The 25,934-nt window shown below is 63.3% G+C and carries 23 protein-coding genes and 1 tRNA gene; 11 read left to right on the forward strand and 13 right to left on the reverse strand.

Going from position 1 to position 25,934, the window contains the following annotated elements:
* Positions 1–109: 109 nt before the first annotated feature.
* Positions 110–457 carry a PilZ domain-containing protein gene (locus F8K16_RS06650; protein WP_294948479.1) on the reverse strand — a complete coding sequence of 116 codons (348 nt, stop codon included), beginning with the start codon at positions 455–457 and terminating at the stop codon, positions 110–112.
* A 101-nt stretch (positions 458–558) separates the two neighbouring features.
* A tRNA-Leu gene (locus tag F8K16_RS06655) sits at positions 559–645 on the reverse strand.
* Between the two features lie 66 nt (positions 646–711).
* On the opposite strand from F8K16_RS06655, the gene F8K16_RS06660 reads away from it, so the two are divergent.
* Positions 712–1,242 carry a gamma carbonic anhydrase family protein gene (locus tag F8K16_RS06660; RefSeq protein WP_294948481.1) on the forward strand — a complete coding sequence of 177 codons (531 nt, stop codon included), beginning with the start codon at positions 712–714 and terminating at the stop codon, positions 1,240–1,242.
* Positions 1,243–1,603: 361 nt separating this feature from the next.
* On the opposite strand, the gene F8K16_RS06665 is transcribed toward F8K16_RS06660, so the two are convergent.
* From F8K16_RS06665 to F8K16_RS06710, 10 genes are all read right to left on the reverse strand, one after another.
* Positions 1,604–2,464: an OmpA family protein gene (locus F8K16_RS06665; protein WP_294948484.1), complete on the reverse strand. Its 861-nt coding sequence runs from the start codon at positions 2,462–2,464 to the stop codon at positions 1,604–1,606.
* A gap of 11 nt (positions 2,465–2,475) precedes the next feature.
* On the reverse strand, positions 2,476–3,816 hold the full coding sequence (locus F8K16_RS06670; RefSeq protein ID WP_294948486.1) for a TolC family outer membrane protein: 1,341 nt from the start codon (positions 3,814–3,816) through the stop codon (positions 2,476–2,478).
* Between the two features lie 2 nt (positions 3,817–3,818).
* Positions 3,819–4,406, reverse strand: a complete 588-nt coding sequence (locus F8K16_RS06675) for a response regulator transcription factor (RefSeq protein WP_294948489.1) — start codon at positions 4,404–4,406, stop codon at positions 3,819–3,821.
* A complete protein-coding gene (locus tag F8K16_RS06680; RefSeq protein ID WP_294948491.1) occupies positions 4,387–5,772 on the reverse strand; it encodes an HlyD family type I secretion periplasmic adaptor subunit in 1,386 nt (461 codons plus the stop codon). Before F8K16_RS06680 ends, F8K16_RS06675 begins: the two co-directional genes overlap by 20 nt.
* The gene (locus tag F8K16_RS06685; RefSeq protein WP_294948493.1) at positions 5,769–7,937 is read right to left on the reverse strand and encodes a type I secretion system permease/ATPase; all 2,169 of its coding nucleotides are present in this window, start codon (positions 7,935–7,937) and stop codon (positions 5,769–5,771) included. The genes F8K16_RS06680 and F8K16_RS06685 overlap by 4 nt, the downstream gene beginning before the upstream one ends.
* Positions 7,927–9,885, reverse strand: a complete 1,959-nt coding sequence (locus F8K16_RS06690; RefSeq protein WP_294948496.1) for a LapD/MoxY N-terminal periplasmic domain-containing protein — start codon at positions 9,883–9,885, stop codon at positions 7,927–7,929. Before F8K16_RS06690 ends, F8K16_RS06685 begins: the two co-directional genes overlap by 11 nt.
* Positions 9,882–10,538, reverse strand: a complete 657-nt coding sequence (locus F8K16_RS06695) for a transglutaminase-like cysteine peptidase (protein ID WP_294948498.1) — start codon at positions 10,536–10,538, stop codon at positions 9,882–9,884. The genes F8K16_RS06690 and F8K16_RS06695 overlap by 4 nt, the downstream gene beginning before the upstream one ends.
* 17 nt (positions 10,539–10,555) lie before the next feature.
* A complete protein-coding gene (locus tag F8K16_RS06700) occupies positions 10,556–11,410 on the reverse strand; it encodes an OmpA family protein (RefSeq protein ID WP_294948500.1) in 855 nt (284 codons plus the stop codon).
* Positions 11,411–11,517: 107 nt separating this feature from the next.
* A complete protein-coding gene (locus tag F8K16_RS06705) occupies positions 11,518–12,753 on the reverse strand; it encodes an iron-containing alcohol dehydrogenase (RefSeq protein ID WP_294948503.1) in 1,236 nt (411 codons plus the stop codon).
* Positions 12,750–14,792, reverse strand: coding sequence for a UvrD-helicase domain-containing protein (locus tag F8K16_RS06710; protein WP_294948505.1), 2,043 nt, complete (start codon positions 14,790–14,792; stop codon positions 12,750–12,752). Before F8K16_RS06710 ends, F8K16_RS06705 begins: the two co-directional genes overlap by 4 nt.
* Positions 14,793–14,872: 80 nt before the next feature.
* On the opposite strand from F8K16_RS06710, the gene F8K16_RS06715 reads away from it, so the two are divergent.
* From F8K16_RS06715 to truD, 4 genes are all read left to right on the forward strand, one after another.
* Complete coding sequence (locus F8K16_RS06715) at positions 14,873–15,460, forward strand: methyltransferase (protein WP_294948507.1); 588 nt, start codon at positions 14,873–14,875, stop codon at positions 15,458–15,460.
* A 57-nt stretch (positions 15,461–15,517) separates the two neighbouring features.
* Positions 15,518–16,642: a methyl-accepting chemotaxis protein gene (locus tag F8K16_RS06720; RefSeq protein ID WP_294948509.1), complete on the forward strand. Its 1,125-nt coding sequence runs from the start codon at positions 15,518–15,520 to the stop codon at positions 16,640–16,642.
* A gap of 84 nt (positions 16,643–16,726) precedes the next feature.
* A complete protein-coding gene (locus F8K16_RS06725; RefSeq protein WP_294948512.1) occupies positions 16,727–17,176 on the forward strand; it encodes a hypothetical protein in 450 nt (149 codons plus the stop codon).
* 64 nt (positions 17,177–17,240) lie between these two features.
* Positions 17,241–18,278 (forward strand): tRNA pseudouridine(13) synthase TruD, encoded by a 1,038-nt coding sequence (truD, locus tag F8K16_RS06730; protein ID WP_294948514.1) that lies wholly within the window; start codon positions 17,241–17,243, stop codon positions 18,276–18,278.
* 86 nt (positions 18,279–18,364) lie between these two features.
* On the opposite strand, the gene glnA is transcribed toward truD, so the two are convergent.
* On the reverse strand, positions 18,365–19,768 hold the full coding sequence (glnA, locus tag F8K16_RS06735; RefSeq protein ID WP_294948516.1) for a type I glutamate--ammonia ligase: 1,404 nt from the start codon (positions 19,766–19,768) through the stop codon (positions 18,365–18,367).
* A gap of 270 nt (positions 19,769–20,038) precedes the next feature.
* On the opposite strand from glnA, the gene phoU reads away from it, so the two are divergent.
* The 6 genes from phoU to pstA all read left to right on the forward strand — a co-directional run bounded on the left by phoU (position 20,039) and on the right by pstA (position 25,914).
* Positions 20,039–20,788: a phosphate signaling complex protein PhoU gene (gene phoU, locus F8K16_RS06740; protein ID WP_294948518.1), complete on the forward strand. Its 750-nt coding sequence runs from the start codon at positions 20,039–20,041 to the stop codon at positions 20,786–20,788.
* A gap of 18 nt (positions 20,789–20,806) precedes the next feature.
* Positions 20,807–21,508, forward strand: coding sequence for a phosphate regulon transcriptional regulator PhoB (phoB, locus tag F8K16_RS06745; RefSeq protein ID WP_294948520.1), 702 nt, complete (start codon positions 20,807–20,809; stop codon positions 21,506–21,508).
* Positions 21,509–21,533: 25 nt separating this feature from the next.
* On the forward strand, positions 21,534–22,754 hold the full coding sequence (gene phoR, locus F8K16_RS06750) for a phosphate regulon sensor histidine kinase PhoR (protein WP_294948523.1): 1,221 nt from the start codon (positions 21,534–21,536) through the stop codon (positions 22,752–22,754).
* Between the two features lie 96 nt (positions 22,755–22,850).
* A complete protein-coding gene (pstS, locus tag F8K16_RS06755) occupies positions 22,851–23,849 on the forward strand; it encodes a phosphate ABC transporter substrate-binding protein PstS (protein ID WP_294948525.1) in 999 nt (332 codons plus the stop codon).
* A gap of 140 nt (positions 23,850–23,989) precedes the next feature.
* Positions 23,990–25,087: a phosphate ABC transporter permease subunit PstC gene (gene pstC, locus F8K16_RS06760; RefSeq protein ID WP_294948527.1), complete on the forward strand. Its 1,098-nt coding sequence runs from the start codon at positions 23,990–23,992 to the stop codon at positions 25,085–25,087.
* Positions 25,087–25,914, forward strand: coding sequence for a phosphate ABC transporter permease PstA (pstA, locus tag F8K16_RS06765; protein ID WP_294948530.1), 828 nt, complete (start codon positions 25,087–25,089; stop codon positions 25,912–25,914). Before pstC ends, pstA begins: the two co-directional genes overlap by 1 nt.
* The last annotated feature ends 20 nt before the right edge of the window (positions 25,915–25,934 follow it).

The following is a 25,934-nucleotide window of genomic DNA, read 5'->3' on the forward strand; positions in this document are numbered from 1 at the left end:
GCCCCCTCCGCCGCCGCCACCGGGCTACGGTCGCTGAGCGGCATCCATTTGAAAGCGAAAAGCCCCGGCTGTCAGCCGGGGCTTTTTCATGTCTGGCATCTTTGGGTGCTCAGTGGGTGCGGGTCAGATGTTCCACGACGGTTACATAATCCTGTGGTGGTTGCTTGAGCTGCACGCCGATGTGATAACCGTTTTCCATGGTGTCGATGCAGTGGGCGACAAAGCCCTCCAGGTCATAGTCATGGTAACGGTGGTCTTCCGGGTCTTCCAGTTCCAGATGCACGGCCAGCGGCGCCCCCGGGGGCAGCGGCTTTTCGGCGAAGAAGCCGACGCCGTTGAAGCTCACGTCCGAGGTGGTGCCGAATACTTTCTCTTGCGAAGGAACCTCGGCCAGAATGGAGTGGTTGACCGGGATGCGCGGGGCGCTGCGGCGTTCCTGAATCTGAGTCTGTGCCATGACGGTGGCCTTCTCCTGAAAAGCGAATAAACAGGTATCTGTGACTTTTGGGAAAGCCTATACAAAAAGCTGATGGGAAACAAGAGAGAAATGGAGGGAGTTGGTGCGGATGGTGAGAGTCGAACTCACACGGGTTTTACCCCACAGAGACCTGAACCCTGCGCGTCTACCAGTTCCGCCACATCCGCACACTGGTGAGATGCCGCGTATTATACTTGCCGAATTGAGCTTGTAAACCCCTTGGGAGACAAAAAATGGCGCTGGAAGCATATGAGGACGTGATGCCCATTGTGGCGGCTTCCGCCTGGGTGCATGAGGCGGCCACGGTCATCGGACGCTGCACGCTGGGCGATGAGGTGAGCGTGTGGCCGGGGGCGGTGCTGCGCGGAGATGTGAACACCATTGAGATCGGGGCGCGCAGCAATATTCAGGATGGCACCGTGGTGCACGTGACCCACGAGAGCGAGGTGACCCGGGGCGCGGCCACCGTGGTGGGCAAGGATGTCACCGTGGGGCATCGGGCGGTGCTGCACGGCTGTACCATCGGAGATCGCTGTCTGGTAGGCATGGGGGCCATCGTGCTGGACGGTGCCGTGGTGGAGCCGGAGGTGATGATCGGCGCCGGTGCGCTGGTGCCGCCCGGCAAGCGGCTGGAAAGCGGCTGGCTCTATGTGGGCACGCCGGCAAAGCCGGTGCGCCGTCTCACCGATGAGGAACGCGCTTTCTTTTCCTATTCCGCACGCCATTATGTGGAACTGATGCGGCGCTATCGCGACAAGAACTGACCTGTGTTTTGCCATGGGGTCTCCCCCATTTTTGCGGTGCGCCGTGCCGGCTCGGCTCGGATGTGTCCTGAAAAAATCCCGATCTGGCCATGTATGAGGCAAGAGATGCCTGTTTTTGACGGGGTCTCCCCTGATTTTACAGACTCCGCTTCCGCCCGCACCTTGATGGAGCAGGAAAATCAGGGGAGAGGAAGGCGTTCAGGCGCAAAAGGCGCCGAAAAGTATCTTCTCTCACAGCCTCGAGGAGGTTCGGCGGTCGTGCGGTGGGAGGAGGTGAGCAAGAGTCACGTTCTGAAGATGTCAGGCAGCGGCTGCTTCTTGCTTGGGAAATGAAAAGCCCGCCGAAAGGCGGGCGGGTGGGTCATTTGTCGTCCGGTTTCGGACAGCGGCCCGGGTGGGGTGTGTAGCCGTGCATCTCCTGCGGCAGGGCGGGGGAGGCCTCGGACGGCAGCTTGTCCATGGGCACCACCTTCAGGACGATGCGGCGGTTCTGTGCGCGGCCGCTGCGGGTAGCGTTGTCGGCCACCGGCCGGCTTTCACCATACCCGATGATGAACAGGTTTTCCGCCTTGTCGCCCAGCACCCGTTCGATCTCGGCGCGCACGGCTTCGGCCCGGTTCCATGAAAGCCTGAGGTTGTCATCCCGGCAGCCGACCGCGTCGGTGTGGCCTTCCACCAGCAGGGCGGTGTTCTCGTCACGGTCCTTGAGCCGGTAGAGGGCGTCGTCCACCTGCTTCTGCTGGGCCTGTGTCAGCGTAAAGCCGGCGGTGGGGAAGGTCAGGCGCAGCACGGCGCGGCTCTGGGGCGTGCAGCCATAGCGGTTGACCTTCTGTCCGGCGGGCGTCGCCGGGCAGCGGTCATCGGCGTCGGCCACGCCGTCATGATCGCTGTCCAGCTGGCACCCGTGACTGTCCACCTTGCGCCCTTTAGGGGTGTTGGGGCACTGGTCGAGGCGGTCGTTGATGCCGTCACCGTCCTGATCGCCGACACAGCCCAGCTCGTCCACCTGATCCGGGTGGACGGAGTTGGGGCACAGGTCGATCATGTCAGGTACGCCGTCCTGATCCAGATCGGCATAGGTACGGTCCACCTTCTCCGGTGTCTGGGCCTGCCAGAAAGTGGTCTTCTGGGCAGGATTGACCGGTTCGTGGGCCTGTCCGGCCTGAGCGGTAATTCCGGCCAGCAGCAGCGGCAGGGCGGTCAGCAGGCGAGTCGCTTTCATGTCCGCCTCCCTTACTGTTCGTGGTATTCACGTTCATTGCGGGCCAGATCGAGCTTGACGCCCAGATCTTCCAGCAGACGACCCAGACCTTCCAGCACGCGGTAGCGGGCTGTGAGCAGGTCGTACCGGGCGTTGGTCATCTCCACCAGCGCGCGGTTGTATTCGCTTTCGGTGTTGAGCACATCCAGCAGGGAACGACGTCCGAGGGAGAATTGCTTGCGATAGCCAAGCAGTGTGCGACGGGTCAGGGTGATGTGCTTTTCCAGATAGCTCATCTGGTTCTCGGCCATGTTCATGGCGTTCCATGAAAAACGCAGGCTCTCCATGACTTCCCGCCGGGCGCTGTTGCGGATTTCAGTGGCCTGCTGGTAGAGGGCGGCGGTGCTGTCCACCTGTGCCTTGTCTCCGCCACCGTTGTAGAGGTTGTAGCGCAGGCGCAGCATGGCCTGCAGGTTTTCGTTGCTGCCCTTGATGCCGTTGATATCCTCGTTCCAGCTGCGGGACAGTTCGGCGTCCACCCGCGGGTAGTAGGCGGATTTGCGGGTCAGATACTGGGCCTTGGCCTCGGCCACGTCGGCATAGGCTGCCCGCAGCGTGGGGTGCTCCAGCAGGGCGATGGACATGGCCGTTTCCAGATCGGGCGGCAGGTCATGGAGGTCGAATTCGGGCAGGACCATCTGGTTGGGCGCTTCATGGCCCACCATGCGATGGTAGCGGGCGCGGGCGTCAGCCAGCTTGGACTGCTGGGCCACCAGATTGGACTCCGCCAGCGCCAGACGCGCCTTGGCCTGGTCCAGCTCCACTTCATCGCTCAGTCCGCTGTCGAAGCGCAGCTGGATCTGCTGCAGGATCTGGCGGTGGGTCTGGATGTTCTGCCTGGCGATCTTGACCAGTTCCTGATAGCGCATGACTTCCAGCCAGGCGCGCACGGTATCCAGCGCCACTTTCTGGGCGGCGGCTTCCACTTGCAGGGCCTGAGCGTCCCGGCGGGCCTTGAGGCGCTCCACATTGTGGGTGTCGAACCAGCCGTGGAACAGGTTCTGTGTCAGGCGCAGAGAGAGTTCCCGCCGGGTGAGGCCGTCGCCCATGGTGTCGGCTATGCTGTTCTTGACCTCCTCATAGCCAATGCCAGCGTTGAGATCCACCTTGGGATAGAAACCAGCCTCACCCTGTCGCACGTCGAAGCGATAGCTTCGCCACAGGGCAATCTCCTTGCGCACCTCGGGGTTAGTGTAGACCACATTCTGCACCACGTCCTTGAGCGTCTGCGCCTGGGCGGAGAGGGTGACGCACAGGCCCAGTACAAGGCATGCGCCAAGTCTGAAAAGGGGATTTCGCACGCTGTTTTTCATGTTCACCTTTCCCTGAGTTTGAGAATGAGGCTGGTTCTGTCTCGAACCCCAAATTTGTCGTATATATGCTTCAAATGCGTTTTGACGGTATTCTCGCTGATGTGCAGCCGGTTTGCAATTTCCCGGTTGGTGGCGCCGGTGGCCAGTTCGGTCACGATGGCGCGCTCCCGCTCGGTCAGGGTCTCGGGCAGGTGGTCAGCCACACCCTTGCCGGCGCTGCGGGTGAGCGCCCGCAGGGTCTCCATGTTGAGCCAGACCTGACCGCGCCGAAGGGCGGTCAGCGCTGCCATGATCCGCTCCGGATGAGCCAGGGCGTGCAGGTAGCCGGCGGCACCGGCCTGCACGGCGGAAAGTGCCTGCACGGCATCAGGCCGGCGGCTGATGACCAGCACCGGCTGCACGCTGTGGGACAGCGTTTGCATGGCCGAAGCGGGCAGATCCGTACCCGGTGGTATTTCAAGGATCTGCACCTGTGCACGGGCGCAGTCATCCAGCAGTGCGTCGCCCAGGATATTGCGCCAGTAGCGCGCCACTGCTTCGCTGAGGAAGTTGGCGCATGCCATGGGCGTATCAACCTTCTCTGAGTGCATTGGCCTTCGCCTTGATGATGGGTTTGAGCAGATAGTGCAGTACCGTCTGCCGACCTGTAATGATGTCCACGGTGGCAGTCATGCCCGGCAGCAGGGGCAGGGGATGTTCCTTTGAGCCCAGGTAGCTGCGGTTGGTGCGGATGCGCACCAGGTAGAAGCTGTGCCCCTCGTCGTCGGTGATGGTGTCGGCGCTGATGTTGTCCACCACGCCTTCGAGGCTGCCATAGATGGAGAAGTCATAGGCGGAGAACTTGACCCTTGCCTTCTGGCCTACGCGCAGGAAACCCACATCCTTGGGCGAGATGCGCGCCTCAACGATGAGTGCGTCGTCTTCGGGCACGATCTCCACCACCGGATCACCCGGCTTGATGACGCCGCCGACGGTGGTGACCAGCACCCGCTTGACGATGCCGCGTACGGGGCTGCGCAGCTCGGTGCGCTGCACCCGATCCCTGAGGGCCGCCTGGGTCTGCTCCAGCGCCGCCAGTTTGGCCAGCGCTTCGGTGAGCTTTTCATGGGCCTCGTTGCGGAAGGCCTGCTCCTTGGCCTTGAGCTTTTCCTTCGCCTCGGCCACTTCCGCCTGCAGGCGCGGAATGTCGTTCTTGAGGCTTTCTATCTTGGCGCGCATCTGGCTGGCCTCGCGGCGCAGCTTGAGCAGGTCCACCTCCGAGGCGTAGCCACGGCGCACCAGCGGCTCGTTGATGCGCAGCTCCTTCTGGATGAGGCGGTAGCTGGCCTGCAGTTCCCGCAGCTGGTCACGGGCGTCCTTCAGTTCCAGCTCTTTCTGGCGGATCTGCGACTGGAGGATCTGTTTTTCCGTCTCCAGCTGTTCCTTGTGCTTGCGATAGAGGGTGATCTCATTGCGGTAGATGGCTTCCAGCGCAGGGTCGTTCTTCGGAATGGTCAGTTCGAGCGGTTTGCCGCTGGCTTCCGCCTCCAGACGGGCGATCTGGGCGCGCAGGGCCTCCTGCTTGACCCGGTTTTCACCGAAGGTGCTGGCGAACTGGGTGGCGTCCAGCCGCAGCAGCACCTGGCCCTTCTCCACCGTGTCGCCCGCCTTGACCAGAATCTCGCGCACGATGCCGCCCTCCAGGCTCTGCACGACCTGCAGCTTGGAGGAGGGGATCACCTTGCCCTCGCCGCGCACCAGCACGTCCAGTTCAGCCCAGTTGGCCCACAGCAGGAAGGTGGTCACCAGCCCGAACAGAAGCCATACCAGCAGGTGACTGCGCTCGGTGGGCTTCTCCAGCGTAGCGCGCGCAAGACTGTCCATGAAGTCCAGATCTTCCGGTCGGGGTGTCGGCATGCCGGCTTCGGGCGTCTGTCCATTCTGCTGGCGCGTGTCCTTCTCTTTCGGCGTGTTCATGCGTCCTTGCTCCGGCTCTGGGCTTTGAGCGTTTCCAGCACGATCTCCTTGGCGCCGTCGGCCACCACGCGGCCGCCATCCATGACGATCAGGCGGTCCACCAGCGTCAGCAGCGACATCTTGTGGGTGACCACGATGGTGGTGCGTCCCTTGAGACGGGGCTTGAGCCGCTGCAGGAAGGCCTGTTCGGTGCGGGCGTCCATGGCGTTGGTGGGCTCGTCCAGCAGGTAGATGGGCGTGTCCAGCAGCAGGGCGCGCGCCACGGCAATGCTCTGTTTCTGCCCGCCGGACAGGGAGGCGCCGCCCTCGCTGATGTCCAGCGCATAGCCGGACGGGTGCTGACGGATGAAGTCGTCCACGCCGGCGATGCGCGCGGCTTCCAGCACATGCGCGTCCTCGATGTAGGGCGCGCGGCAGGTGATGTTGTCCCACACGCTGCCTTTGAACAGCTGGATGTCCTGCGGCACGTAGCTGATGTGGCGGCGCAGCGCGGCCGGGTCGATCTGCTGGAGGTCGATGTCGTCGATGCGGATCATGCCGTCATCCGGTGGGTAGAGGCCGAGGATGAGTTTCTCGATGGTGCTCTTGCCCGAGCCGATGCGGCCGATGATGCCCACATGCTCACCCGGCTCGATGACGAAGCTCACCTCACGCAGCGCCGGCTTGCTGTCGCCGGGATAGGTGAAGCTGACCCGCTCGAATTCGATCTTGCCCTTGACGGTGGCCGGCTGGATGAAGCGTTTGCCCTTGGGGCGCTCCACCGGTTTCCGCATCAGATCGTTGAGCTGATCCAGCGCGGTGCGGGTCTGCAGGTAGCTGGTGACCAGGTTGGCGAACTGCCCCATGGGGGCGATGGCTCGCTGGCTGAGCATGACGCTGGCGATGAGCGCGCCCATGGACATCTGGTTGTCCTTGATCAGATAGACGCCTGCCAGCACCACCAGTACGGTGGTGATCTGCTGCATCAGGCCGGTGAAGCGACCGATGTTGCTCTGCATCAGCCGGGCGCGCAGGCTGGTCTGGGCGATCTGCCCCACCGCCTGTTCCCATTTCCACTGGCTGTGGGCTTCAAGCCCCAGCGCCTTGATGGTCTCGAGCGAATTGAGCGCTTCGATCAGCACGGCATTTTTCTGGGCCGAGGCTTCATAGGTGGCCTCCACCGCCCGCTGGATGGGGCGGCGTATCAGCAGGCTGTAGAGCAGAATGACGAGAATGACGATCAGCGGAATCAGTGCGATTGGCCCGCCGATGATGAAGATGACGGTGAGAAACAGCGCCACGAAGGGCAGGTCCACCAGCGTGGCGATGGTGCCGGAGGTGAAGAAGCCGCGGATGGTGTCGAATTCGCGCAGGTGGTTGGCGAACACGCCCACACGGTCCGGACGGGCCGCCATGGTCAGCCCCAGCGTCTGCTCGAACAGCCGCGCGGACATGATCACGTCTGCCTTCTTGCCGGCCACCTCAAGGAAATAGTTGCGCAGGTATTTCAGCCCGTAGTCGAACAGGTACATGACCGTGACCCCGATGGCCAGCGTCCACAGGGACTCGACCGCATTGTTGGGCACGATGCGGTCGTAGACATTCATGATGAACAGCGGGTTGGCCAGCACGAACAGGTTAATGACGATACTGGCGACGATCACGTCCCGGTAGATGCGGCGGTTGCGCCACAGGGTGCTCCAGAACCAGTGGCCTTCGCCGGTGACCAGCTCCGGCTTGTGGGTGGCGCCGGCCACCTGCTCGGTGAACAGGATGACGTAGCCGGCATAGTCCCTTTCCAGCTCGTCCAGTGGCAGATGACGGCGTCCTTCCGGCAGTTCGGGCAGGATGACCTCCGCCTCGCCTGCATCATGGTCAATGGCGGTCAGCACCAGCGCATCACCGTTGTTCATCACCAGAATGGCCGGCAGCAGGCGCGGGTTGAGTTCTCGCAGCGTGCGGCGGCGCACCGCGGCGTGCAGACCAGCCCGGTCGGCGGCGCGCACCAGCAGGTCCGGCGTCAGCGGTTTGTCGTCCAGCGGCAGTCCGGCAGTAAGCGCCTCCGCCGTCATGGGGCGGCGGTAGAGGCGGGTGATGACCACCAGCGCTCCCAGCAGCGGGTCATGCCGGGCCTGCAGGTCCGCCAGCGGGTCACCGGTGGGGCTTGGGGCGGCGTCAGCGTTCATGTCGTGCAATCCACTCCTTGAGGTCGATGGGGCGACCGATGTGATAGCCCTGGAACAGGCGCACGCCCAGTTCGGCGTAGCGCTGCTGCACGGCCGTATCCTCCACCGCCGTGGCGATCACGTCGATGTCCAGACTGCCGGCCATCTCCACCAGACTGGCCAGATAGGAGGTGGCTTTGTCGTCGCGGCGGCATACGCCCTCCACAAAGCCCGGTGCCAGTTTGAGATAGTCCGGTTTGTAGAGTTGCAGGAAGCGCTTGTCACCCAGATGACGGCCAAAGTGGTCCAGGCCCACCCGGCAGCCCTCCTGGTGCAGGTGCTGGATGAGCACGGCGCAGGCATCGCTGTGGCGGTGCAGCAATGCCTCAGGCAGTTCGAAGGCGATGCGCTGCCTTGGTCGGGCCTCGCGGATGCGGGTCAGCAGCCACCGCTGGAAGTCCAGGTCGATGACGGCCGCTTCGGTCAGGTTGACCGACAGCAGCGGCAGTTCCGGGTGCTGGCCCAGCAAGCCGAGGGTCTTGTCCACCACCAGTCGGTCGAACTGAGCTTCCAGTCCTTCACGCTGCAGCAGGGGCGTAAATTCCCGCGCGGCGATAGGATTGCCCTGTCCATCCCTCAGCTGAGCCAGCACTTCCAGACTGTGCAGGGCGTTCTGCCCGTCCTGCACGGGCTGGCCCAGTAGGGTCAGGCGGCCCGTTTCCAGCGCCTCCTCAATGTGCCAGACCTTCTCCAGTGGCAGACTGTCATCGGGCGGGGTGAGCCGGTGCAGAGCTTCTCCTTCCGTTTCCGCCTGCTGCAGAGCGCCATTGGCACGGGTGAGCGCTTCGGCGCGCGTCTCATCCGGCAGATAGTAGGCCACGCCGATGCGCATGGGGCTGAGGGACGGGTCTACCTGAGCATCCTGCTTGATGTGTGCCCATAGCTCCGGCAGGGTCTGCAGCACCGCGGCCAGGTCGGCCGGGTCGGTCTGTGATGCGAGAATGGCGAAGTCGGAGCCGTTGAGACGGGCCAGCGTGGTCTCCGGCAGGTGATTGAGGCGTTCGACCATGTGTTTGACCAGTCTCTGGATCAGCCGGTTGACCTGCGGGTAGCCGTGGCGTTCGTTGAGCGTCTGCAGATCGTGCAGGTGTACGATGGCCAGTGCGCCCGGGCGGGGGCAGGTGTCGTCGGCCAAGGCGCTGTCGAGCACCATCTCGAAGAAGGCGCGGTTGCCCAGTCCGGTGACCGGGTCGGCGTAGGCCATGCGCTGCAGGCGGGCGTTGATTTCCGCCTCGCGGGTGAAGATGTCCTTGAGCTTGAGCACCATGGTGTTGATGGCGCTGACCACCTGACGCAGCTCCGTGGCCCCGGGCAGGGGCTCCTGTACCACATAGTGCTTCTGCACGATGGCCTGGGCCTGACGCACCATCTTCTTGAGCGGCGCCAGCAGGTGGTGCAGATAGAACAGCGACAGAGCCAGAAACAGTCCACCCAGCACCGCGAACAGAATCAGCAGGTTGACGAAACTCTCCCACAGCTGCTCATAGGCGTAGCCGGGATGGCTTACCACCGTGATCTGCCCCACAGGGATCCAGCCGGACATGATCTCGGCCTTGCCCGCTTCCGGGTGCAGGTTCAGCAGCCGGATGAACCAGGCGGGCACGCCTTCGATCTTCAGCGGGTTCTGGCGTCGGTAGCGCACCTTGCCATCCGGGCCGGTCAGCGTGATCGACAGGTAGTAGCCCCGGTCGAACACGGCATTGATGAAGGTTTCCATGGCGGCCAGATCGTCCGGCCGCACCGCATGGCTGAGGGTGACGCCCAGACTGGTGGCCGTGTCCTCGGCGTGGGTCTTGAGCTGGTTCTGCAGAAAGGCGCGCGTGCTGTCCAGATTGAGCCAGAAGTTGGCGGCCAGCACCGTCAGCAGCAGGCCGAGAATGAAGGCGGACAGTTGGGTTCTCAGGCTCATTGCGGGTTACTCCCTTTCAGCCGCTGCAGCAGATGGCGCCATTTCTTCAGACGGGTGCTTTGGCCGAGCAGCTTGCCCTTGCCACGCTGTTTCGCCAGCCACAGCCCGCGGCCGTTGAAGCTGTAGATGGGCACCAGGTCCCGCCGCTGGGTGGCCGGCAGGATGCGCGGGTTGATGTTGTCCAGCACCAGCGGCACGCTCAGCGGTTTGGGAAAGTAGGTGACCACCATGTGGGCCTGGCGCAGGCGGATGGCCTTGACATAGGTGAGAAACAGCTTCTTCTCCGGCACCCTGAGCATGCGCAGGGTGAGGTATTTGGCGATGGCGAAGTCCTCGCAGTCGCCGGCGAACTTGCCGAGAAACTCCACCGGCGTGGCCCAGTAGTCCTGCTTGTGCCACAGGATGCGGTCGTCCACGAAGCGGGCCTGGTTGAAGAAGTCGTTGACTCTTTTCAGCTTTTCCCGCTCCGGCAGTTCCCAGCTCTGGTCCACCAGCCGCTGCCAGGCGCGCAGGCGTTTGGCCGCCTGCGGCCCGAAACGCTTTTCCGCCGCCTTGATCTGCGCCTCCGTGACCACCTGCGGCGGCAGGTCCGCCCAGCACAGGCTCCAAAGGAGCAGCACGGAGAGCAGAAGACGGAAGGGGCGTGAGGTCATGGTGACAGATCATACGCCTAACGGGCATCCGGCAGGGGGCAGCGGCCTGGATGGGGCACATAGCCCTGCATGTTCTCCGGCATCTGCGGGCGCGCCTCGGGTGGCAGCCTGTCCCGCGCCACCACCCGCAGCTCGATGCGCCGGTTCCGCGCCCGGGCCTGCGGGTCATGATTGTCGGCCACCGGCCGGGCCTCGCCATAGCCGACTACATAGACCTGCTCCGCCGGCAGGCCGAGCGCACGGACCAGATAGTCACGCACCGCCTGTGCCCGATTCCATGACAGCTTGAGATTGTCATCCCGACAGCCGATGGCGTCGGTGTGGCCTTCGATCAGCAGTACATGGTCACTGTCCAGTTCCTTCAGGCGGGTGAGCGCCTCGCGCAATTTGGCCGCCATGTCGGGGCGGATGCGGTATTTGGCCGTGTCGAAGGTCAGATGCAGCTGGATGTTGACCTGCTCGATGCAGCCGAAGCGGTTGACCTTCTGGCCCAGCGGCGTGTCCGGGCAACGGTCGGCCGGGTCGGGCACGCCGTCGCGGTCGGTGTCCGGGTTGCAGCCGAGAAAATTGACGCCGGCATGGCGCGTTTGGGGGCACTGGTCGATGAAGTCGGGCACGCCGTCGACATCCTCGTCACGGGCGCAGCCGATGACATCCACCGCCACGCCGGCAGGCGTATTGGGGCATTCGTCGAGCATGTCCACCACACCATCGCGATCAAGGTCGGTGTAGTAGCGTTTGAGGGTTTTGGGCGGCAGGGGCTTTTCAAGGGTGATGCGGGCGGGAGTGTCGGGCTGGGCCTGAGCGGCCAGCGCGCACAGCAGGAGGGCGGCAAGGCTCCATTGTCGAGTCCGCGTCCACAAGCGCACCATCTGTCTGTCCTCTGATTTGATGATAGATCAGCATTATATGTCTATTAATAAATTGTAGTGTTTCGTGCAAGAAATTACAGGGTAAGGCTTCTATACCCGTAAGCGTTCTATACCCCTGCGGCCGCTTCCAGTGCGGCACGCAGGGTCTCGTCTGGCAGCACCAGCGGGTTGCCCAGCATGGAACCGGCACGGCAGTTGGCAATAATCCGCTCCATGGCTGTCTCGTCCAGCCCGTAGCGGCGCAGGCTGCCGGGGCCGTAGGCTTCGTTGAGTCGGATCAGCGCCGTGATGAGCGCCTCGCGCGCGGCATCGTCGGGTAGCCGGGCGTCACCGCTGAGCAGGCGGCCCACCTGAGCGTATTTGTGCAGGGCGGTGGCCGCTTCGGGTGAAGTGTCCCTTTCCAGCGCATGGATGTTGGCGGCGGTGATCGGCGCCAGCAGGGCGGCGCAGGCCATGCCGTGGGGAGCGTGGGTGAAGGCGCCCAGCGGTCCGGCCAGTCCGTGAACGGCGCCCAGTCCGGCATTGGCCAGTGTGATGCCGGAGAGGGTGGCGGCCAGCATCAGCCGTCCGCCGGCGTCCATGCGCGCCTTCCCGTCCGTGGCCTGCTTGAAGGCGTCCAGCGCGCCGTGCCACAGCTGCATGCCGTGCCAGGCCAGCGCATCGGTGAAAGGGTTGGCCTTGCAGGTGACGTAGGACTCCAGCAGCTGGGTGAGGGCGTCCAGCGCGGTGGCGTGGAGCGTCTCCGGCGGCACGGTGTCGAGAAAACGGGGGTCGAGCCACACTTCCTTCGCCACCAGTGCTTCGTGACGGAAGGATTTCTTGAACTGTCCGGGGCGGGAAAGCACGGCGTTCTTGGTGGTTTCCGAGCCGGTGCCGGCGGTGGTGGGTACCGCGAGCCAGGGCAGTGCCTCGCCGTGATAGGGCTTGCCGGCGCCCACGCCTTCCAGATAGTCCATGACGCTGTCACGCCGGGGCAGCAGGCCGGCGACCGCCTTGGCCACATCCAGTGCCGAGCCGCCGCCGATGCCGATGATCCGGTCAATGCCTGCCGGTGCCGTCTGCACGATTTCGTCCACCGTTTCGGGTGAGGGCTCGCCGCTGACGGTGAAAACGGACGGGGTCTCCCCCATTTTTGCCAGATCGTCGATCAGCCGCGCCCCGAAAGCGCTGTTTTTGACGCTTCTGGAGAGGATCAGCAGCGGTTTTCGGCTGATTTCGCCAATGCGGGCCGCCAGTTGGTCGCGCAGGCCGATGCCGAAGCGGATTTTTGGCAGGGCGGCCATCTCGAACGGCATCAGGAGCGGGGGCAGAGCGGGGATGGGGTCGAATGTCGTATGGTTCATGAGCTTTTCTCCGCCAGCATGGCCTTCATGGCGGCCAGGTGGTCCAGTCCGCGGGCTTTTGCCTGCGCGGGGTCTTCCTCCCGGTCGGGACGGCCTTCCCAGTCCAGGTCTTCATCGGGCAGCTCGAACAGAAAACGGCTCGGTTCGGTGGACTGGGTTTCGCCATAGCGGCGCCGCTGTTTTGCGTAGGTGAGTGTCAGGCTGCGCCGGGCACGGGTGATGCCCACATAGGCCAGGCGCCGTTCCTCTTCCAGCCCCGCCCCTTCCAGGTTTTCCCGGTGCGGCAGCAGTTCCTCTTCCATGCCCACCAGAAACACATGGGGAAACTCCAGCCCCTTGGCGGCGTGCAGGGTCATGAGGCTGACGGCGTTGGGGGTGTCCGATTCCTGCTGCTGGCGGTCGAGCATATCCATCAGGCTCATGTGGGCCACCGCCTGCTCCAGAGAGAGTTCGGTGCCGTCCTCCTCCTCGGCCTTGCGGATCAGGTTGCCGAGCCAGCGCAGCAGCTCCTCCACATTGGTGATGCGTTTTTCCGCCGCAGCGGCATTGGGTGCCTGCTCCCGCAGCCAGTCGTAGTATTCCACCTCTTCCAGCACCTGGCGCACGAAGGGGAGCACCTCTTCGCCACGCAGGCCGTCGGCCTCGCGCACCCAGCCGGCCACTTGCCCGCCGAAGGCGCGCACCCGCTCCAGTGCGCGCGTGTCCAGGCTGGCGGACAGGCCCACCTCACCGGTGGCGTCCGTCAGGCTGATGCCGCGGCGGCGGGCGTAGAGGGCCAGCTTTTCCAGCGTGCCGGGGCCGATCTGCCGACGCGGGGTGTTGACGATGCGCAGAAAGGCGGTGTCGTCGTCCGGGTTGACGATCAGGCGCAGGTAGGCCAGTGCGTCCTTGATCTCCACCCGGTCGAAGAAGCTCTGCCCGCCGGTCAGGGTGTAGGGCACGTTCTGCTCCCGCAGGGCGCGTTCCAGCTGGCGCGCCTGATGGTTGCTACGGTAGAGGATGGCGTAGTCGCCCCAGCGGGTGCGGTGCTTGAAACGGTGCACTTGCAGCTCGGAGACGACCCGGTCGGCCTCGGCGGTGTCATCGCTGCAGGGCAGCACACGGATGGGGTCGCCCAGACCGATGTCGGACCACAGCTTCTTCTCGAACAGGTGCGGGTTGTTGGCGATCAGCGTGTTGGCGGCGCGCAGAATGCGCTGGGTGGAGCGGTAGTTCTGTTCCAGCTTGATCACCTTCAGCTGTGGAAAGTCCCGCTGCAGCTGGGCCATGTTCTGCGGCTCGGCACCACGCCATGCGTAGATGGACTGATCGTCATCGCCCACCACGGTCATGCGTCCGTCAGCGCCCATCAGCAGGCGGATCAGCGCGTACTGGGCGCCATTGGTGTCCTGATATTCGTCCACCAGCAGGTGGCGCACCCGGTTCTGCCAGCGGGCGCGCACCGCGTCGTCTTCTTCCAGCAGACGCACAGGCAGCAGGATCAGGTCGTCGAAGTCCACCGCGTTGTAGGCGCGCAGCTGGCGGTCGTAGGCTTCATAGAGCCTGGCCGCGTGCGCTTCCAGCTCATCTTCCGCCTGTTCGAGGGCCTGAGCGGGCGTGACAAGCCGGTTCTTCCACCCTGAGAGGGTGTGCTGCAGCCGGGCCAGCGCCTCCCGGTCCATATCACCGCCGGTCAGTTCCTTGAGCAGCTGGAGACTGTCGGCAGCATCCATGATGGTGAAGCTGGACTTCAGGCCCAGCGTCTCGCCCTCGCGGCGCAGGAAGTTGAGGCCGAAGGTATGGAAGGTGGACACGTTTAGCCCGCGCGGCGGGGTGTCCTGCATCAGGGCGGCCACTCGTTGCTTCATCTCCCGCGCCGCCTTGTTGGTGAAGGTGACGGCAAAGATGTGCCGGGGGGACAGGCCACGCTCACGGATCAGCCAGGCGATCTTGGTGGTGATCACGCGGGTCTTGCCGGAGCCGGCGCCGGCTAGCACCAGCAGAGGCCGGTCGGCTTCCAGCACGGCGGCGCGCTGTTGGGGATTGAGGGTGCTGAGCATGGCGCACATTATATCGGGCCCGGCAGACGAGCCTGCCGACAACCGCCTCTTATAATGGCGCCGGTAAGGAGGAACCGCACATGGACGCACGTACCATCGAGCAGCTGAAACGGGATATCGTCTTCGAAGCGGAGCTGGCAGGGCACCGCTTCACCTTTCACACCACCTGGGGACTGTTCAGTCCCAGGCAGATCGACAGCGGCACGGCACTGCTGCTGCGCTACCTCGACGTGCGTCCGGACGAGCGGGCGCTGGACATCGGTTGTGGCTACGGCCCGCTGGGGCTGTCCATCGCAGCACAGGCGCCGCAGGGTCAGGTGCACATGGTGGACAAGGATTTCGTCGCGGTGGACTACGCCCGTGCCAATGCCCGGCGCAACGGCCTGAACAACGTGGAGGCCTATCTGTCCAACGGGCTTTCCCATGTGCCGGCGGACGCCCGCTTCACCACGGTGGTGTCCAACATTCCCGCCAAGGTGGGCAAGGAGCTGCTCACCATTCTGCTGTGGGACAGCTGGCAGCACCTTGAGCCGGGTGGGCAGATGGTGGTGGTCACCATCAATGGCCTGCGCCAGTTCATGAAGCGTCACATGCTGGAGATCTTCGGCAATTACGACAAGGTCAAGCAGGGACGGGACTATACCGTCTCACGCGCGGTGCGGGAATGATGGCACGCATTCTGCTTGACAGGGGGCGTCAGCCACAGTTTCACGAGAGGAACAAACATGTTCGGATGCAAGGCCGAAAGGCAGCGTATTGCTCAGCTTGAAAGGGAAATCGAGCGCTTGCAACGGGAGAAGGCTGCGCTTGAGCAGCAGCTTGCCGATGCAGGACGCGTGCCGCAGAAAACGGTGCGTGAGGAGCAGCTGATGACACCTTTCTGCGAAAAACTGAGCCGGGCGTGGGCGTTGTTCCATGAGGGCTGCAAGGGGCAGCAGGGGCACATGTCCGAGATGGGGCACCGGCTGGCGGACGGCAAGAAGGATGTGGTGGCCGCAGCCGATGTGGTGGCCACCACGCTGCGCCAGATCGAGCAGGTGGGCGAGAAGGTGGCCCACTTGGCCGAGCAGGCGCGTGGCACTGCCGGTCAGGTGGATGGACTGGAGCAGCGCGCGCAGGAGATCGGCGGCATTGTCAGCATGATTGAGGATATTTCCGAGCAGACCAACCTGCTGGCACTCAATGCCGCCATTGAAGCGGCCCGTGCCGGGGAGCACGGGCGCGGGTTTGCGGTGGTGGCCGACGAGGTGCGGGCGCTGTCCCAGCGCACGGCGGCGGCCACCGCCGATATTGCCAAGCTGGTGGATATCATTCAGAAAGAGGTCACGGCGGCCCGTGACCACATGGCGGAAGTGGCCGATGAGAGCACGCAGCTGGATGACCTCTCCCGCTCGGCAGCAAGCAACATGTCTCAGGTGCGTGATCACGAACACAAACTGGAGCAGCTGGTCACTGCCAGCGCCCTGCGCAGCTTTCTCATGAACGCCAAGATGGACCACACCATCTATAAGCTGGAGCTCTACCGTCTTCTGCTGGGGCTGCGTGATGACCTCACCGGCGATCAGGTGGGGGATGCCACCGCCTGCCGGCTGGGCAAATGGTATTACGAGGGCGAGGGGCGGGACTGCTACAGCAAGCTGCCCGGCTATGCCGACATCGAGCCGCTGCACAACCAGCTCCATGCGTTGGGACACAAGGTGGTGGAGGCCTGGCGGGCCGGTCGGCATGATGAGGCCCTGGATCATCTGCTGCAGCTGGAAGAGGTGAGCATGCGCCTGCAGGACGCACTGGAAAACCTGGCCCGTGTGGGCGAGGACCGGCCGGAAATTCTGTGTGTATCCACCTCGTGACAATTTCAGGGCGTGCTGGAATGGTTGCGGGGGCCCGGCATTCATACGCATAATGGCAGACGGGTGGCAGCTGGGAGAAAGGCCATGAGATTGCAAGGATTGCTGGCGGCGGCGTGGTTGGCCGCAACGCTGATGATGACCGGGTGTGGGCAGGAGAAGATTCATGTCGCCTCGGTCAAGTTCATCAATATCGACCGGGGCTCCGGTCTGTTCGACCGGGCGATCCAGATCTGTTTTGACAAGCCGGTGGAGAGCAAATACTGGCATCACATCGTCTTCATGAGCAAGGATGGAGTGAAGTTCGAGGGTGAAGGCTGGATCCGCCCGCTGGCCACGGCGAAGAATCCCAGGTGTCAGGACAAGGTCATCTATATGTACATTGACAAGAACTCCCCCCCTGACAGCCGCACGCTGGTGCATGACCATATCAAACAGGGAAATATCGCTCAGCTGCTGATCCAGATCTATCCGGACAAGCCGGAAGATCCCAAGCGGGCCGTGCCCATGGATGAGAAGCTGTTTACCAATCTCTGAGTTCCATTCAGATGACGGACTCAACCCGCCCGGCACCGCCGGGCTTTTTTTGTGGGAGAGGTACATGAACCCTGAAACCGTATGGCCCCGGGCGCCCGTGGCCCGTGCTTGGCTCAAGGCCCGCCCCGAGGACTTTCGGGTGACCGAGGTGCTGCCTTTTACCCCCGGCGGTGGCGGTGAGCACCTGTGGCTGTGGATGGAGAAACGGGGGCAGAACACGGAGTGGGTTGCCCGCCAGCTGGCACGGTGGGCCGGCATCCGCCCGCGTGATGTGGGCTGGGCCGGTCTCAAGGACCGTCATGCGGTGACCCGTCAGTGGTTCAGCCTGTGGCTGCCGGGGCGGGATGATCCCGATCCGGACACCCTTGCGGTGGAAGGCGTTCGGGTCTTGGAAAAGGTGCGCCATGGGCGCAAGCTCAACCGGGGCGCCCTGCGTGGCAACCGCTTTGAACTGGCGCTGCGGCAGGTGGAAGGGACGCGGTCCACCGTTGAGCAGGCGCTGACCCGCATCGGACAGGAAGGGTTTCCCAACTATTTCGGCCCGCAGCGCTTCGGTCGGTCGGGCGCCAATGTCGCTGAGGCGTTCGACTGGGCCGAGCGTGGCGGCCCGAAGGTGCCGCCTGCGGTGCGGGCCCGACATCTGTCGGTGCTGCGCAGTATGGCCTTCAATACCGTGCTGGCCGAGCGGGTGCGGCAGGGAAACTGGAATCTCATGCTGCCGGGCGAAGCGCTGGCGCTGGCCGGCAGTCAGCGCCTGTTCGTGGACGATGGCAGTCCTGATCTGCCCCGGCGAGTGGAAGGTGCGGATCTGCATCCGACCGGCCCGCTGCCGGGGGAGGGTGGGCTGCAGCCACATGCCGAGGCGCTGGCGCTGGAGCAGTCGGTGCTGGCCACACTGCCGAGGCTGGATGACATCTGGCGGCGCTGGCGCGTGACGGCACAGCGGCGCCCGCTGCGGGTGATGGCGGAAGAGCTGACCTGGGTGTGGCAGGATGAGGGGACGCTGCGGTTGAGCTTTTTTCTTCCCGCAGGCAGTTTCGCCACCTCACTGCTGGGCGGCGTGTTCAGGCTGTGGGAGAGGTTGCCTGAAAAAGCGGAGTGAGGAAGGAAACCCGGCAGCATCCGGGTGCAGAGCAAACGAAAAAACCCGGCACAGGGCCGGGTTTTTCTCTTCCGAGGCAGTAGGTCTCAGACGGAGTAGTACAGATCGAACTCGATCGGATGGGTGGTCATGCGCAGCTGTGTCACATGCTCCATCTTCAGATCGATGTAGGCGTCGATCATTGTGTCGGTGAACACGCCACCTGCCTTGAGGAACTCGCGGTCCTTGTCCAGCTCCGCCAGCGCCTCTTCCAGAGAGGCACAGACGGTCGGGATCTTGGCCTCTTCTTCCGGCGGCAGGTCGTACAGGTCCTTCTCGGCGGCCTCGCCCGGATCGATCTTGTTCATGATGCCGTCCAGACCGGCCATCAGGCAGGCGGAGAAGGCCAGATACGGGTTGGCGCTCGGATCCGGGAAGCGCAGCTCGATGCGGCGCGCCTTCGGATTGGGCGCGTAGGGGATACGGATGGAAGCGGAGCGGTTCTTGCCGGAGTAGGCCAGCAGGATCGGTGCTTCGAAGCCCGGAACCAGACGCTTGTAGGAGTTGGTGCCCGGGTTGGTGAAGGCGTTCAGGGCACGGGCGTGCTTGATCAGGCCGCCGATGTACCACAGGGCTTCCTGAGACAGACCGGCATACAGGTCGCCGGCGAAGATGTTCTTGCCATCCTTGCTCAGGGACTGGTTGATGTGCATGCCGTTACCGTTGTCGCCTACAACCGGCTTGGGCATGAAGGTGGCCGTCTTGCCGTGGGCAACGGCAGTGTTGTGCACCACATACTTGAGCATCTGCACTTCGTCGGCCTTGTTGACCAGCGTGTTGCCGGCAACGCCAATCTCACACTGACCGGCGGTGGCTACTTCGTGATGGTGGGCTTCGACGGTCAGGCCGATCTCTTCCAGCAGGGTGCAGATGTCGGCACGGATTTCGTGCAGCTGATCCACCGGCGGAACCGGGAAGTAGCCGCCCTTGATCTGGGGACGGTGGCCCACGTTGCCGTCCTCATACACCTTCTCGCTGTTCCAGCGGGCCTCGTCGGCGTCGATTTCGTAGAAGGCCTTGCCCATCTGCACGCCCCAGCGCACGCCGTCGAAGATGAAGAACTCGGGCTCGGGACCGAAGAAGGCGGCGTCGGCGATGCCGGTGGACTTCAGGTAGGCCTCGGCCTTCTTGGCGATGGAACGGGGATCCTTCTCGTAGGGTGTGTAGTCGGTTTCGAGAATCTCGCAGCGCAGCACCAGCGTGGGATCGTTGGTGAACGGATCCACATAGTAGTTCTCGGTGCGCGGCATCAGCACCATGTCGGATTCGTTGATGCCCTTCCAACCGGCGATGGAGGAACCGTCGAAGGTTTCGCCTTCCTCGAAGGTGCTCTCGTCCACCTTGCTGGCGGGAATGGTGACGTGCTGCTCCTTGCCGTGGGTGTCGGTAAAGCGCAGGTCAACCCACTTGATGTCGTTTTCCTTGATGAACTTCAACACTTCTTGTGCCATGGGCCACTCTTCCTTTTTGGTGGTTGAAAAATCGCCTCAATGTTAGCCAAGCCCGTGCCAAAATGCCAATGAAAAGCTTTTATGGTGGGCATGGGATTGAATAATAAGCGTTTTTGCCGTGCGGACAGTCTCAGGGCAGGCAGCTGGCGCACAGCTTTGCACCGCAGAGATGGTGCAGGGCGCTTCATCTGGTGCATCGTGGTGAGCAGGCGCAACGGAAGTGTCACAAAAGCGGGGTAAAATGCCAGCAATCCGCAGAGGAGGATGAGCATGAAAGCGCAGATTGAAGAATTCAAGCAGCACGCCCTCAAGTCCTACAACGCCGACCTGGAGGCGTTGATGAACCATGTGCTGGAGCTGGGCGGACTGGTGGAGAAGCAGCTGGATACGGCGGTGCAGGCGATGCAGTCGGCCAGCGTGGATAAGGCGCAGGCGGCCCGTCAGCTGGATCGTCTGATCAATGAAGTGGAGCAGAACACGGACCAGGCGGCCATCCGCATTCTGGCCCGCCACCAGCCGGCTGCCTCAGACCTGCGCCTGATCGTCAGCTCGCTGCGCATTGGTATCGATCTGGAGCGTATCGGTGACGAGGTGGTCAAGCTGGCGCGCATGGTGGAGCGTTTCGATCGTTATGGCGAGGTGTGCGTGCAGCTGAAGGCCTATCCCAAGTTCTATGAGCTGGTAGAGATGGCGCGCGTCATGCTCAAGAAGGCGCTGGACGCCTATGCACGGCTGGACATGCAGACAGCGGTGGAACTGCTGGAAGATGAGGAAAAGGCCGATGCCATCTATGACGAGGTGATGAACATCGTCATTGAGGACTTCAACGGCCAGGCGCAGAAGGATGTGCGCTGCTTTCTGGAGTTCGTCAGCGCCATCAAGGCGGTGGAGCGGGCCACGGACCACCTGGCCAATGTGGGCGAGAGCGTGATCTATGTCATCAACGGTCGTGACGTGCGCTCCGCCGATCATGACATGATCGAAAGCCTGCGCGCCCAGCTGGAGCGGGACGAGGACTGAATCGACGAGGACTGAATCATGACGCGGCATGTGCTGGTGGTGGAGGATGAGGCGGCCATTCGCGACATGCTCGCCTTCACCCTGCAGGCGGCAGGCTTCCGCGTCAGCCAGGCGGCAGACGGGGAGCAGGCGTGGCAGTGGTTGCAGGCGAACCGGCCCGATCTGGTGCTCGTTGACTGGATGCTGCCCGGCCTCAGCGGTGTGGAGCTGATCGAGCGCATCCGCGCCCATGCCGAGCTGCGCACGCTGCCGCTGGTGATGCTGACCGCCAGAGGTGCCGAATCCGATCAGGTACAGGGTTTCGAGGCCGGGGCCGATGACTATGTGGTCAAGCCCTTTTCGCCCCGGGCGCTGGTGGCGCGGCTGCAGGCGCTGCTGCGCCGCCAGCCGGCGGATGGGACATCGCTCGATGCTGCGGAGCACTTGCGGCTGGGGCCGCTTGACATGGATTTGGCCGCCCACCGGCTCACCTGTCAGGGGCGCGAGGTGCGCCTGGGGCCGACGGAGTTCCGTCTGATGCGTTTCTTCATGCAGCATCCGGAGCGGGTGTTCAGCCGTGCCCAGCTGCTCGACCATGTGTGGGGCGAGCAGGTGGTGGTGGAGGAGCGCACCGTGGATGTGCACATCCGTCGTCTGCGCCGGGCAATGGAGGAGGTTGACTGCCCGGACTGCATTGAAACCGTCCGCGGGGTGGGGTACCGCCTTGCACGTCTCGATTAGCGTCCTGCTGCGCCATGAGCGCCTGATGCTGCTGTCGGTCGGCCTGCTGGCCGTGCTGCTGGCACTGGTCGCCGGGACGGAAGCGGCCCTGCTGATTCTGGCAGCCTATCTTGCCTTTCATCTGATCCAGCTGGCCCGATTCCTCTCCGGCAAGTCTGTGCTGCTCGTGGGTTTCTGGCCCTGGCTGCAGCGGAGCTGGAAACAGACGCAGTGGCGGCGTGAGCGGCGCATGCGGCGGCTTGCCCGGCAGCTGGCGCGGGATGAGGCGGTGCTGGACGCCCTGCCGGTGGGGCTGGTGCAGCTGGACGGCGAGGGCGACATTCAGCGCTTCAACCGGACGGCAGGGGAGATTCTCGGTCTGCGCCGGCAGGACTGCGGCACACCCATCCGCCACTTGCTGCGTCTGCCAGAGTTCGTGCGCTGGCTGGCCGGTGGTGAGGACATCCTGCGGCTGGTGATGCCTGAAGCGCGCCTGCGGGTGCTGGCGCTGGAAAAGCGTCCGCTGGATCACGGTCTGCTCCTGCTGGTGCGGGATATTACCACTGAGGCGGATGTGGCCCGCCTGCGGCGGGACTTCGTGGCCAATGCTTCCCACGAACTGCGCACGCCAGTCACCGTCTTTCGTGGCTATCTGGAAACGTTGCTGGCGCTGGAGGAGCCGGCCCTGCAACCGGTGCGTCCGGCCCTCGAGCAGATGGCGCAACAGGCCGAGCGCATGCATGCCATCATCGAGGATCTGCTCACCCTCTCCTCGCTGGAACAGGGCATGGGACGCGATCAGCGTGAGCGGGTGGACATGACGGCCCTGATGGAGACGCTGTGTCAGGAGGCGGTGCAGCTGAGCGCCAACCAGCATGTGCTTGTTTTCGAGTGCGAGACGGAGCATGATCTGCGGGGCAACCGCTCGGTGCTGCATTCAATCTTTTCCAACCTCATCAGCAACGCGGTGCGCTACACGCCGGAGGGCGGGCGCATTGAGGTGCGCTGGCGCCTCAATGAGGCCGGAGAGGGGGTTTTTGAAGTATCAGACACGGGCATTGGCATTCCGCGCGAGCACATTCCCCGGCTGACGGAGCGTTTCTACCGGGTGGACACGGCCCGCTCGCGGGAGAGTGGCGGCACCGGGCTGGGACTGGCCATCGTGCGCCACGGGCTGGAAATGCACCGCGGACGACTGGAGGTGGACAGCACCCCGCAGGTGGGGTCCACCTTCCGTGCCATTTTTCCGGCTAAGGCTGTCACATAAGTTTCATATTTGTGTCATGGCACTGTTAAACCGCCGCGGCACAATTTTGCCCGTCTCGCTGAGACAGGCAGCTTATTCCAAAGGGAGGACCCAAGCATGCTGAAAAAGATCGTTCTGGCTTCGGCCATGGCCATGACTGCCGTTTCCGTCCGGGCCGGCACCACCATCGAAGGGACCGGTTCCAGCTTCGCCTATCCCATCTACAAGTCCTGGGCGACCGAATACTACAACGCTACTGGTAACAGGGTGAACTACACGCCCACCGGTTCCGGCGCCGGCATCAAGGCCATCTCCGCCCGTGAGGTGGATTTCGGCGGTTCTGACAAGCCGCTGAAGCCCTCCACGCTGAAGAAGAAGGGCCTCTATCAGTTCCCGACCGTGGTGGGTGCCATCGCGCTGGCCTACAACATTCCCGGGGTGGACAGGCTGCGTCTGAGCGAGAACGCACTCTCCGGCATCGTTCTGGGCACCATCCAGTACTGGGACAATCCGGTCATCCGGAAGGATAATCCGGGTGTGAAGCTGCCTCACAAGAAGGTGCTGTTCGTTCACCGGTCCGACAAGTCCGGCACCACCTTCGCCTTCACCTACTATCTGTCCAAGATGAACAGCGTCTGGCGTTCTCACTTCGGCGCCAAGAAGGCGGTCAACTGGCCGATGGAAAATCATATCGGCGGCAAGGGCAATTTCGGTGTCTCCACTGCCATCAAGACCAACAAGTACTCCATCGGTTACGTGGACTATGCCGATGCGGTCAAGAACGGCCTGAAGATGGCCGAGGTGGAAGGGCGCAACGGCCGCTTTATCAAGCCTGAGCTGAAAGCCTTCCAGGAGGCGGCCAGGTTTGCAGTGCTGGATCCGAAGAAAGACTTCTATGCCAACATCGCCTATCCGAAGAAGGGCTACCCGATCGTGTCTGTCACCTTCGCGCTGATCGCCAAGGAGAAACAGGATAGCAACCGCGAAGTGGTCAGGTTCGTCGACTTCGGCTTCAAGAACGGTGACGACAACGCCACCAAGCTGGGCTATGTGCCGCTGCCGGCAGCCGTCAAGGAGAAGGTGCGCGCCTACTGGAAGGAAAAAGGCCTGTACTGATCGCCCGATGGCTCTGTGAATTGTTTAAAATTCCTTCATTGACCGGCGCCCCCGCAAGGGGGCGTTTCGTACGCACCCGACTGGGTGCCATGACCCATGTTGCGACCCGCACCATGGGTGATGTGATCGAGGCCTGATTCATGGAAAAGATCTTTGCCCGTCTGAGCTGGTTGAGCGCCACGACGCTGCTGCTGGTGCTGCTGGCCACCCTGTATGTGCTCTACATTCAGGCGAAGCCGGCCATGAATGAGTTCGGCTGGCAGTTCGTGCTGGATCCGCGCTGGGGCGTGGATGTGATTGTGGATGAAACCGGCAACGAGGTCCATGGCAGCCATGACGAGGCCTCGGACGTGGACAGCGGGGGGGTGGTGCGTCTTGACATGGGGGATGACGAAGACGCCATTCCCATGGAGGACGAGACGGCCACTGGCCAGCCGGAACTGGCAGAGGGCGATCTGGACGGTGAGGCGATCGACGAAGAGATCCCCATGGAAGACGAAACGGCCACCGGGCAGGATGAACTGGCGGGTGAGGCGAAGACTTCCAACATCAGGGTGGTCTATGGCGGGCTGGTGCCGATCGTGGGCACGGTGCTGTCCACGCTGATCGCCATGGCATTCGCGGTGCCGCTGGCCATGGGCATCGCGGTGTTTCTGTCGGAGATTTCCATCGACGGGCTCAAGACGCCGGTGGGCGTGGCCATCGAGTTGCTGGCGGCCATTCCCTCCATCATTTATGGCATGTGGGGCCTGTTCTTCTTCGGGCCGCTGGTGGCGCACGTCTTCGGTGGCAGCAGTGTGTCCCTGCTGGTGGCGGGGCTGGTGCTGGGCGTGATGGTCATCCCCTTCATGGCGGCGCTGAGTCGCGATGCCATCAACACCACGCCCAATGTACTCAAGGAGTCCGCCTACGCGGTGGGCGCCACCCGTTTCGAGGTGGTCAAGGACATCATTTTTCCCTATGCGCGCACCGGCATTCTGGGGTCCATCATCATTTCGCTGGGCCGGGCACTGGGTGAGACCATGGCGGTGGCCTTCGTCATCGGCGGCGTCTACAAGCTGGCCGAGCACATCACCGACCCGACCATCTCCATTCCGGTGGCGCTGGCCAACAACTTCGCCGAGTCCAGCGGCCTGAGCCTGGCTTCGCTCTACTATCTGGCCTTCATCCTGTTCGTGGTGAGTTTCGTGATCATCTTCACCGCCAAGGAGTTCCTGCTGCGAAGGAGCAAGTACTGATGAACCTGTCCCAGCGTCGTCTGCTGATCAACCGGCTCTTTTCCATCGTGTCGGCGGGCACGGCCATCGTGGGGCTGATCTTTCTCGGCTGGATCATCGTCACGCTGGTGATGAAGGGCACTGAAGCCCTGTCGTTCAGGGTGTTCACCACCGACCTGGTCAATGGGGGCCTGCGCAACCTGATCTGGGGGCAGTTCGTGCTCTCCATGCTTGCCGCGGCCATCGCCGTGCCGCTGGGCATGCTGGCGGGCATCTGGCTGCAGGAGTATGGCAATCACACCCGTTATGCCCATTTCATCCGTGACTTGTCGGATGTGATGATGTCGGCGCCCTCCATCGTCATCGGCACCTTCGTCTATGCCATTCTCGTGGTGCCGGTGCAGCACACCAATGGCTGGGCGGGCATCGTGGCGCTGGCTATCCTGATGCTGCCGATCGTGGTGCGCACCACCGACGACATGCTGGGGCTGATTCCCCGTGAGCTGCGTGAGGCGGGCGTGGCGCTGGGGATTCCAAAGTACCGCATCATCCTGGACATCATCATCCGTGCCGCCAAGGTGGGCATCATGACCGGTCTGCTGCTGGCCTTTGCCCGCATCGTGGGTGAGACGGCGCCGCTGCTCTACACCAGCGGCACCAGCGAGTTCTGGCCAGAGGGCCTGACGCAGACCTATCCGTCCCTGACGGTGTCCATCTACAATCTGGCCACCATGCCGGATGCGGAGATGGTCAAGCTGGCGTGGACCGGTGCGCTGCTGCTGGCCGTCTTCGTGCTGACGCTCAATATCGTCGGCCGCTACGTGGTTCGTGACAGAAGGAAGAAATGATGCAAGAGGCCCAAGCCAAT

The organism is Sulfurivirga sp. (assembly GCF_015490265.1).
Taxonomy (GTDB): Bacteria; Pseudomonadota; Gammaproteobacteria; order Thiomicrospirales; family Thiomicrospiraceae; genus Sulfurivirga.

What these genes read in the sequence shown, in the direction of transcription:
- F8K16_RS06650 (WP_294948479.1), bottom strand. Translation starts at nt 457, where the DNA reads ATGGCACAGACTCAGATTCAGGAACGCCGCAGCGCCCCGCGCATCCCG.
- F8K16_RS06660 (WP_294948481.1), top strand. Translation starts at nt 712, where the DNA reads ATGGCGCTGGAAGCATATGAGGACGTGATGCCCATTGTGGCGGCTTCC.
- F8K16_RS06665 (WP_294948484.1), bottom strand. Translation starts at nt 2,464, where the DNA reads ATGAAAGCGACTCGCCTGCTGACCGCCCTGCCGCTGCTGCTGGCCGGA.
- F8K16_RS06670 (WP_294948486.1), bottom strand. Translation starts at nt 3,816, where the DNA reads ATGAAAAACAGCGTGCGAAATCCCCTTTTCAGACTTGGCGCATGCCTT.
- F8K16_RS06675 (WP_294948489.1), bottom strand. Translation starts at nt 4,406, where the DNA reads ATGCACTCAGAGAAGGTTGATACGCCCATGGCATGCGCCAACTTCCTC.
- F8K16_RS06680 (WP_294948491.1), bottom strand. Translation starts at nt 5,772, where the DNA reads ATGAACACGCCGAAAGAGAAGGACACGCGCCAGCAGAATGGACAGACG.
- F8K16_RS06685 (WP_294948493.1), bottom strand. Translation starts at nt 7,937, where the DNA reads ATGAACGCTGACGCCGCCCCAAGCCCCACCGGTGACCCGCTGGCGGAC.
- F8K16_RS06690 (WP_294948496.1), bottom strand. Translation starts at nt 9,885, where the DNA reads ATGAGCCTGAGAACCCAACTGTCCGCCTTCATTCTCGGCCTGCTGCTG.
- F8K16_RS06695 (WP_294948498.1), bottom strand. Translation starts at nt 10,538, where the DNA reads ATGACCTCACGCCCCTTCCGTCTTCTGCTCTCCGTGCTGCTCCTTTGG.
- F8K16_RS06700 (WP_294948500.1), bottom strand. Translation starts at nt 11,410, where the DNA reads ATGGTGCGCTTGTGGACGCGGACTCGACAATGGAGCCTTGCCGCCCTC.
- F8K16_RS06705 (WP_294948503.1), bottom strand. Translation starts at nt 12,753, where the DNA reads ATGAACCATACGACATTCGACCCCATCCCCGCTCTGCCCCCGCTCCTG.
- F8K16_RS06710 (WP_294948505.1), bottom strand. Translation starts at nt 14,792, where the DNA reads ATGCTCAGCACCCTCAATCCCCAACAGCGCGCCGCCGTGCTGGAAGCC.
- F8K16_RS06715 (WP_294948507.1), top strand. Translation starts at nt 14,873, where the DNA reads ATGGACGCACGTACCATCGAGCAGCTGAAACGGGATATCGTCTTCGAA.
- F8K16_RS06720 (WP_294948509.1), top strand. Translation starts at nt 15,518, where the DNA reads ATGTTCGGATGCAAGGCCGAAAGGCAGCGTATTGCTCAGCTTGAAAGG.
- F8K16_RS06725 (WP_294948512.1), top strand. Translation starts at nt 16,727, where the DNA reads ATGAGATTGCAAGGATTGCTGGCGGCGGCGTGGTTGGCCGCAACGCTG.
- truD (WP_294948514.1), top strand. Translation starts at nt 17,241, where the DNA reads ATGAACCCTGAAACCGTATGGCCCCGGGCGCCCGTGGCCCGTGCTTGG.
- glnA (WP_294948516.1), bottom strand. Translation starts at nt 19,768, where the DNA reads ATGGCACAAGAAGTGTTGAAGTTCATCAAGGAAAACGACATCAAGTGG.
- phoU (WP_294948518.1), top strand. Translation starts at nt 20,039, where the DNA reads ATGAAAGCGCAGATTGAAGAATTCAAGCAGCACGCCCTCAAGTCCTAC.
- phoB (WP_294948520.1), top strand. Translation starts at nt 20,807, where the DNA reads ATGACGCGGCATGTGCTGGTGGTGGAGGATGAGGCGGCCATTCGCGAC.
- phoR (WP_294948523.1), top strand. Translation starts at nt 21,534, where the DNA reads ATGCTGCTGTCGGTCGGCCTGCTGGCCGTGCTGCTGGCACTGGTCGCC.
- pstS (WP_294948525.1), top strand. Translation starts at nt 22,851, where the DNA reads ATGCTGAAAAAGATCGTTCTGGCTTCGGCCATGGCCATGACTGCCGTT.
- pstC (WP_294948527.1), top strand. Translation starts at nt 23,990, where the DNA reads ATGGAAAAGATCTTTGCCCGTCTGAGCTGGTTGAGCGCCACGACGCTG.
- pstA (WP_294948530.1), top strand. Translation starts at nt 25,087, where the DNA reads ATGAACCTGTCCCAGCGTCGTCTGCTGATCAACCGGCTCTTTTCCATC.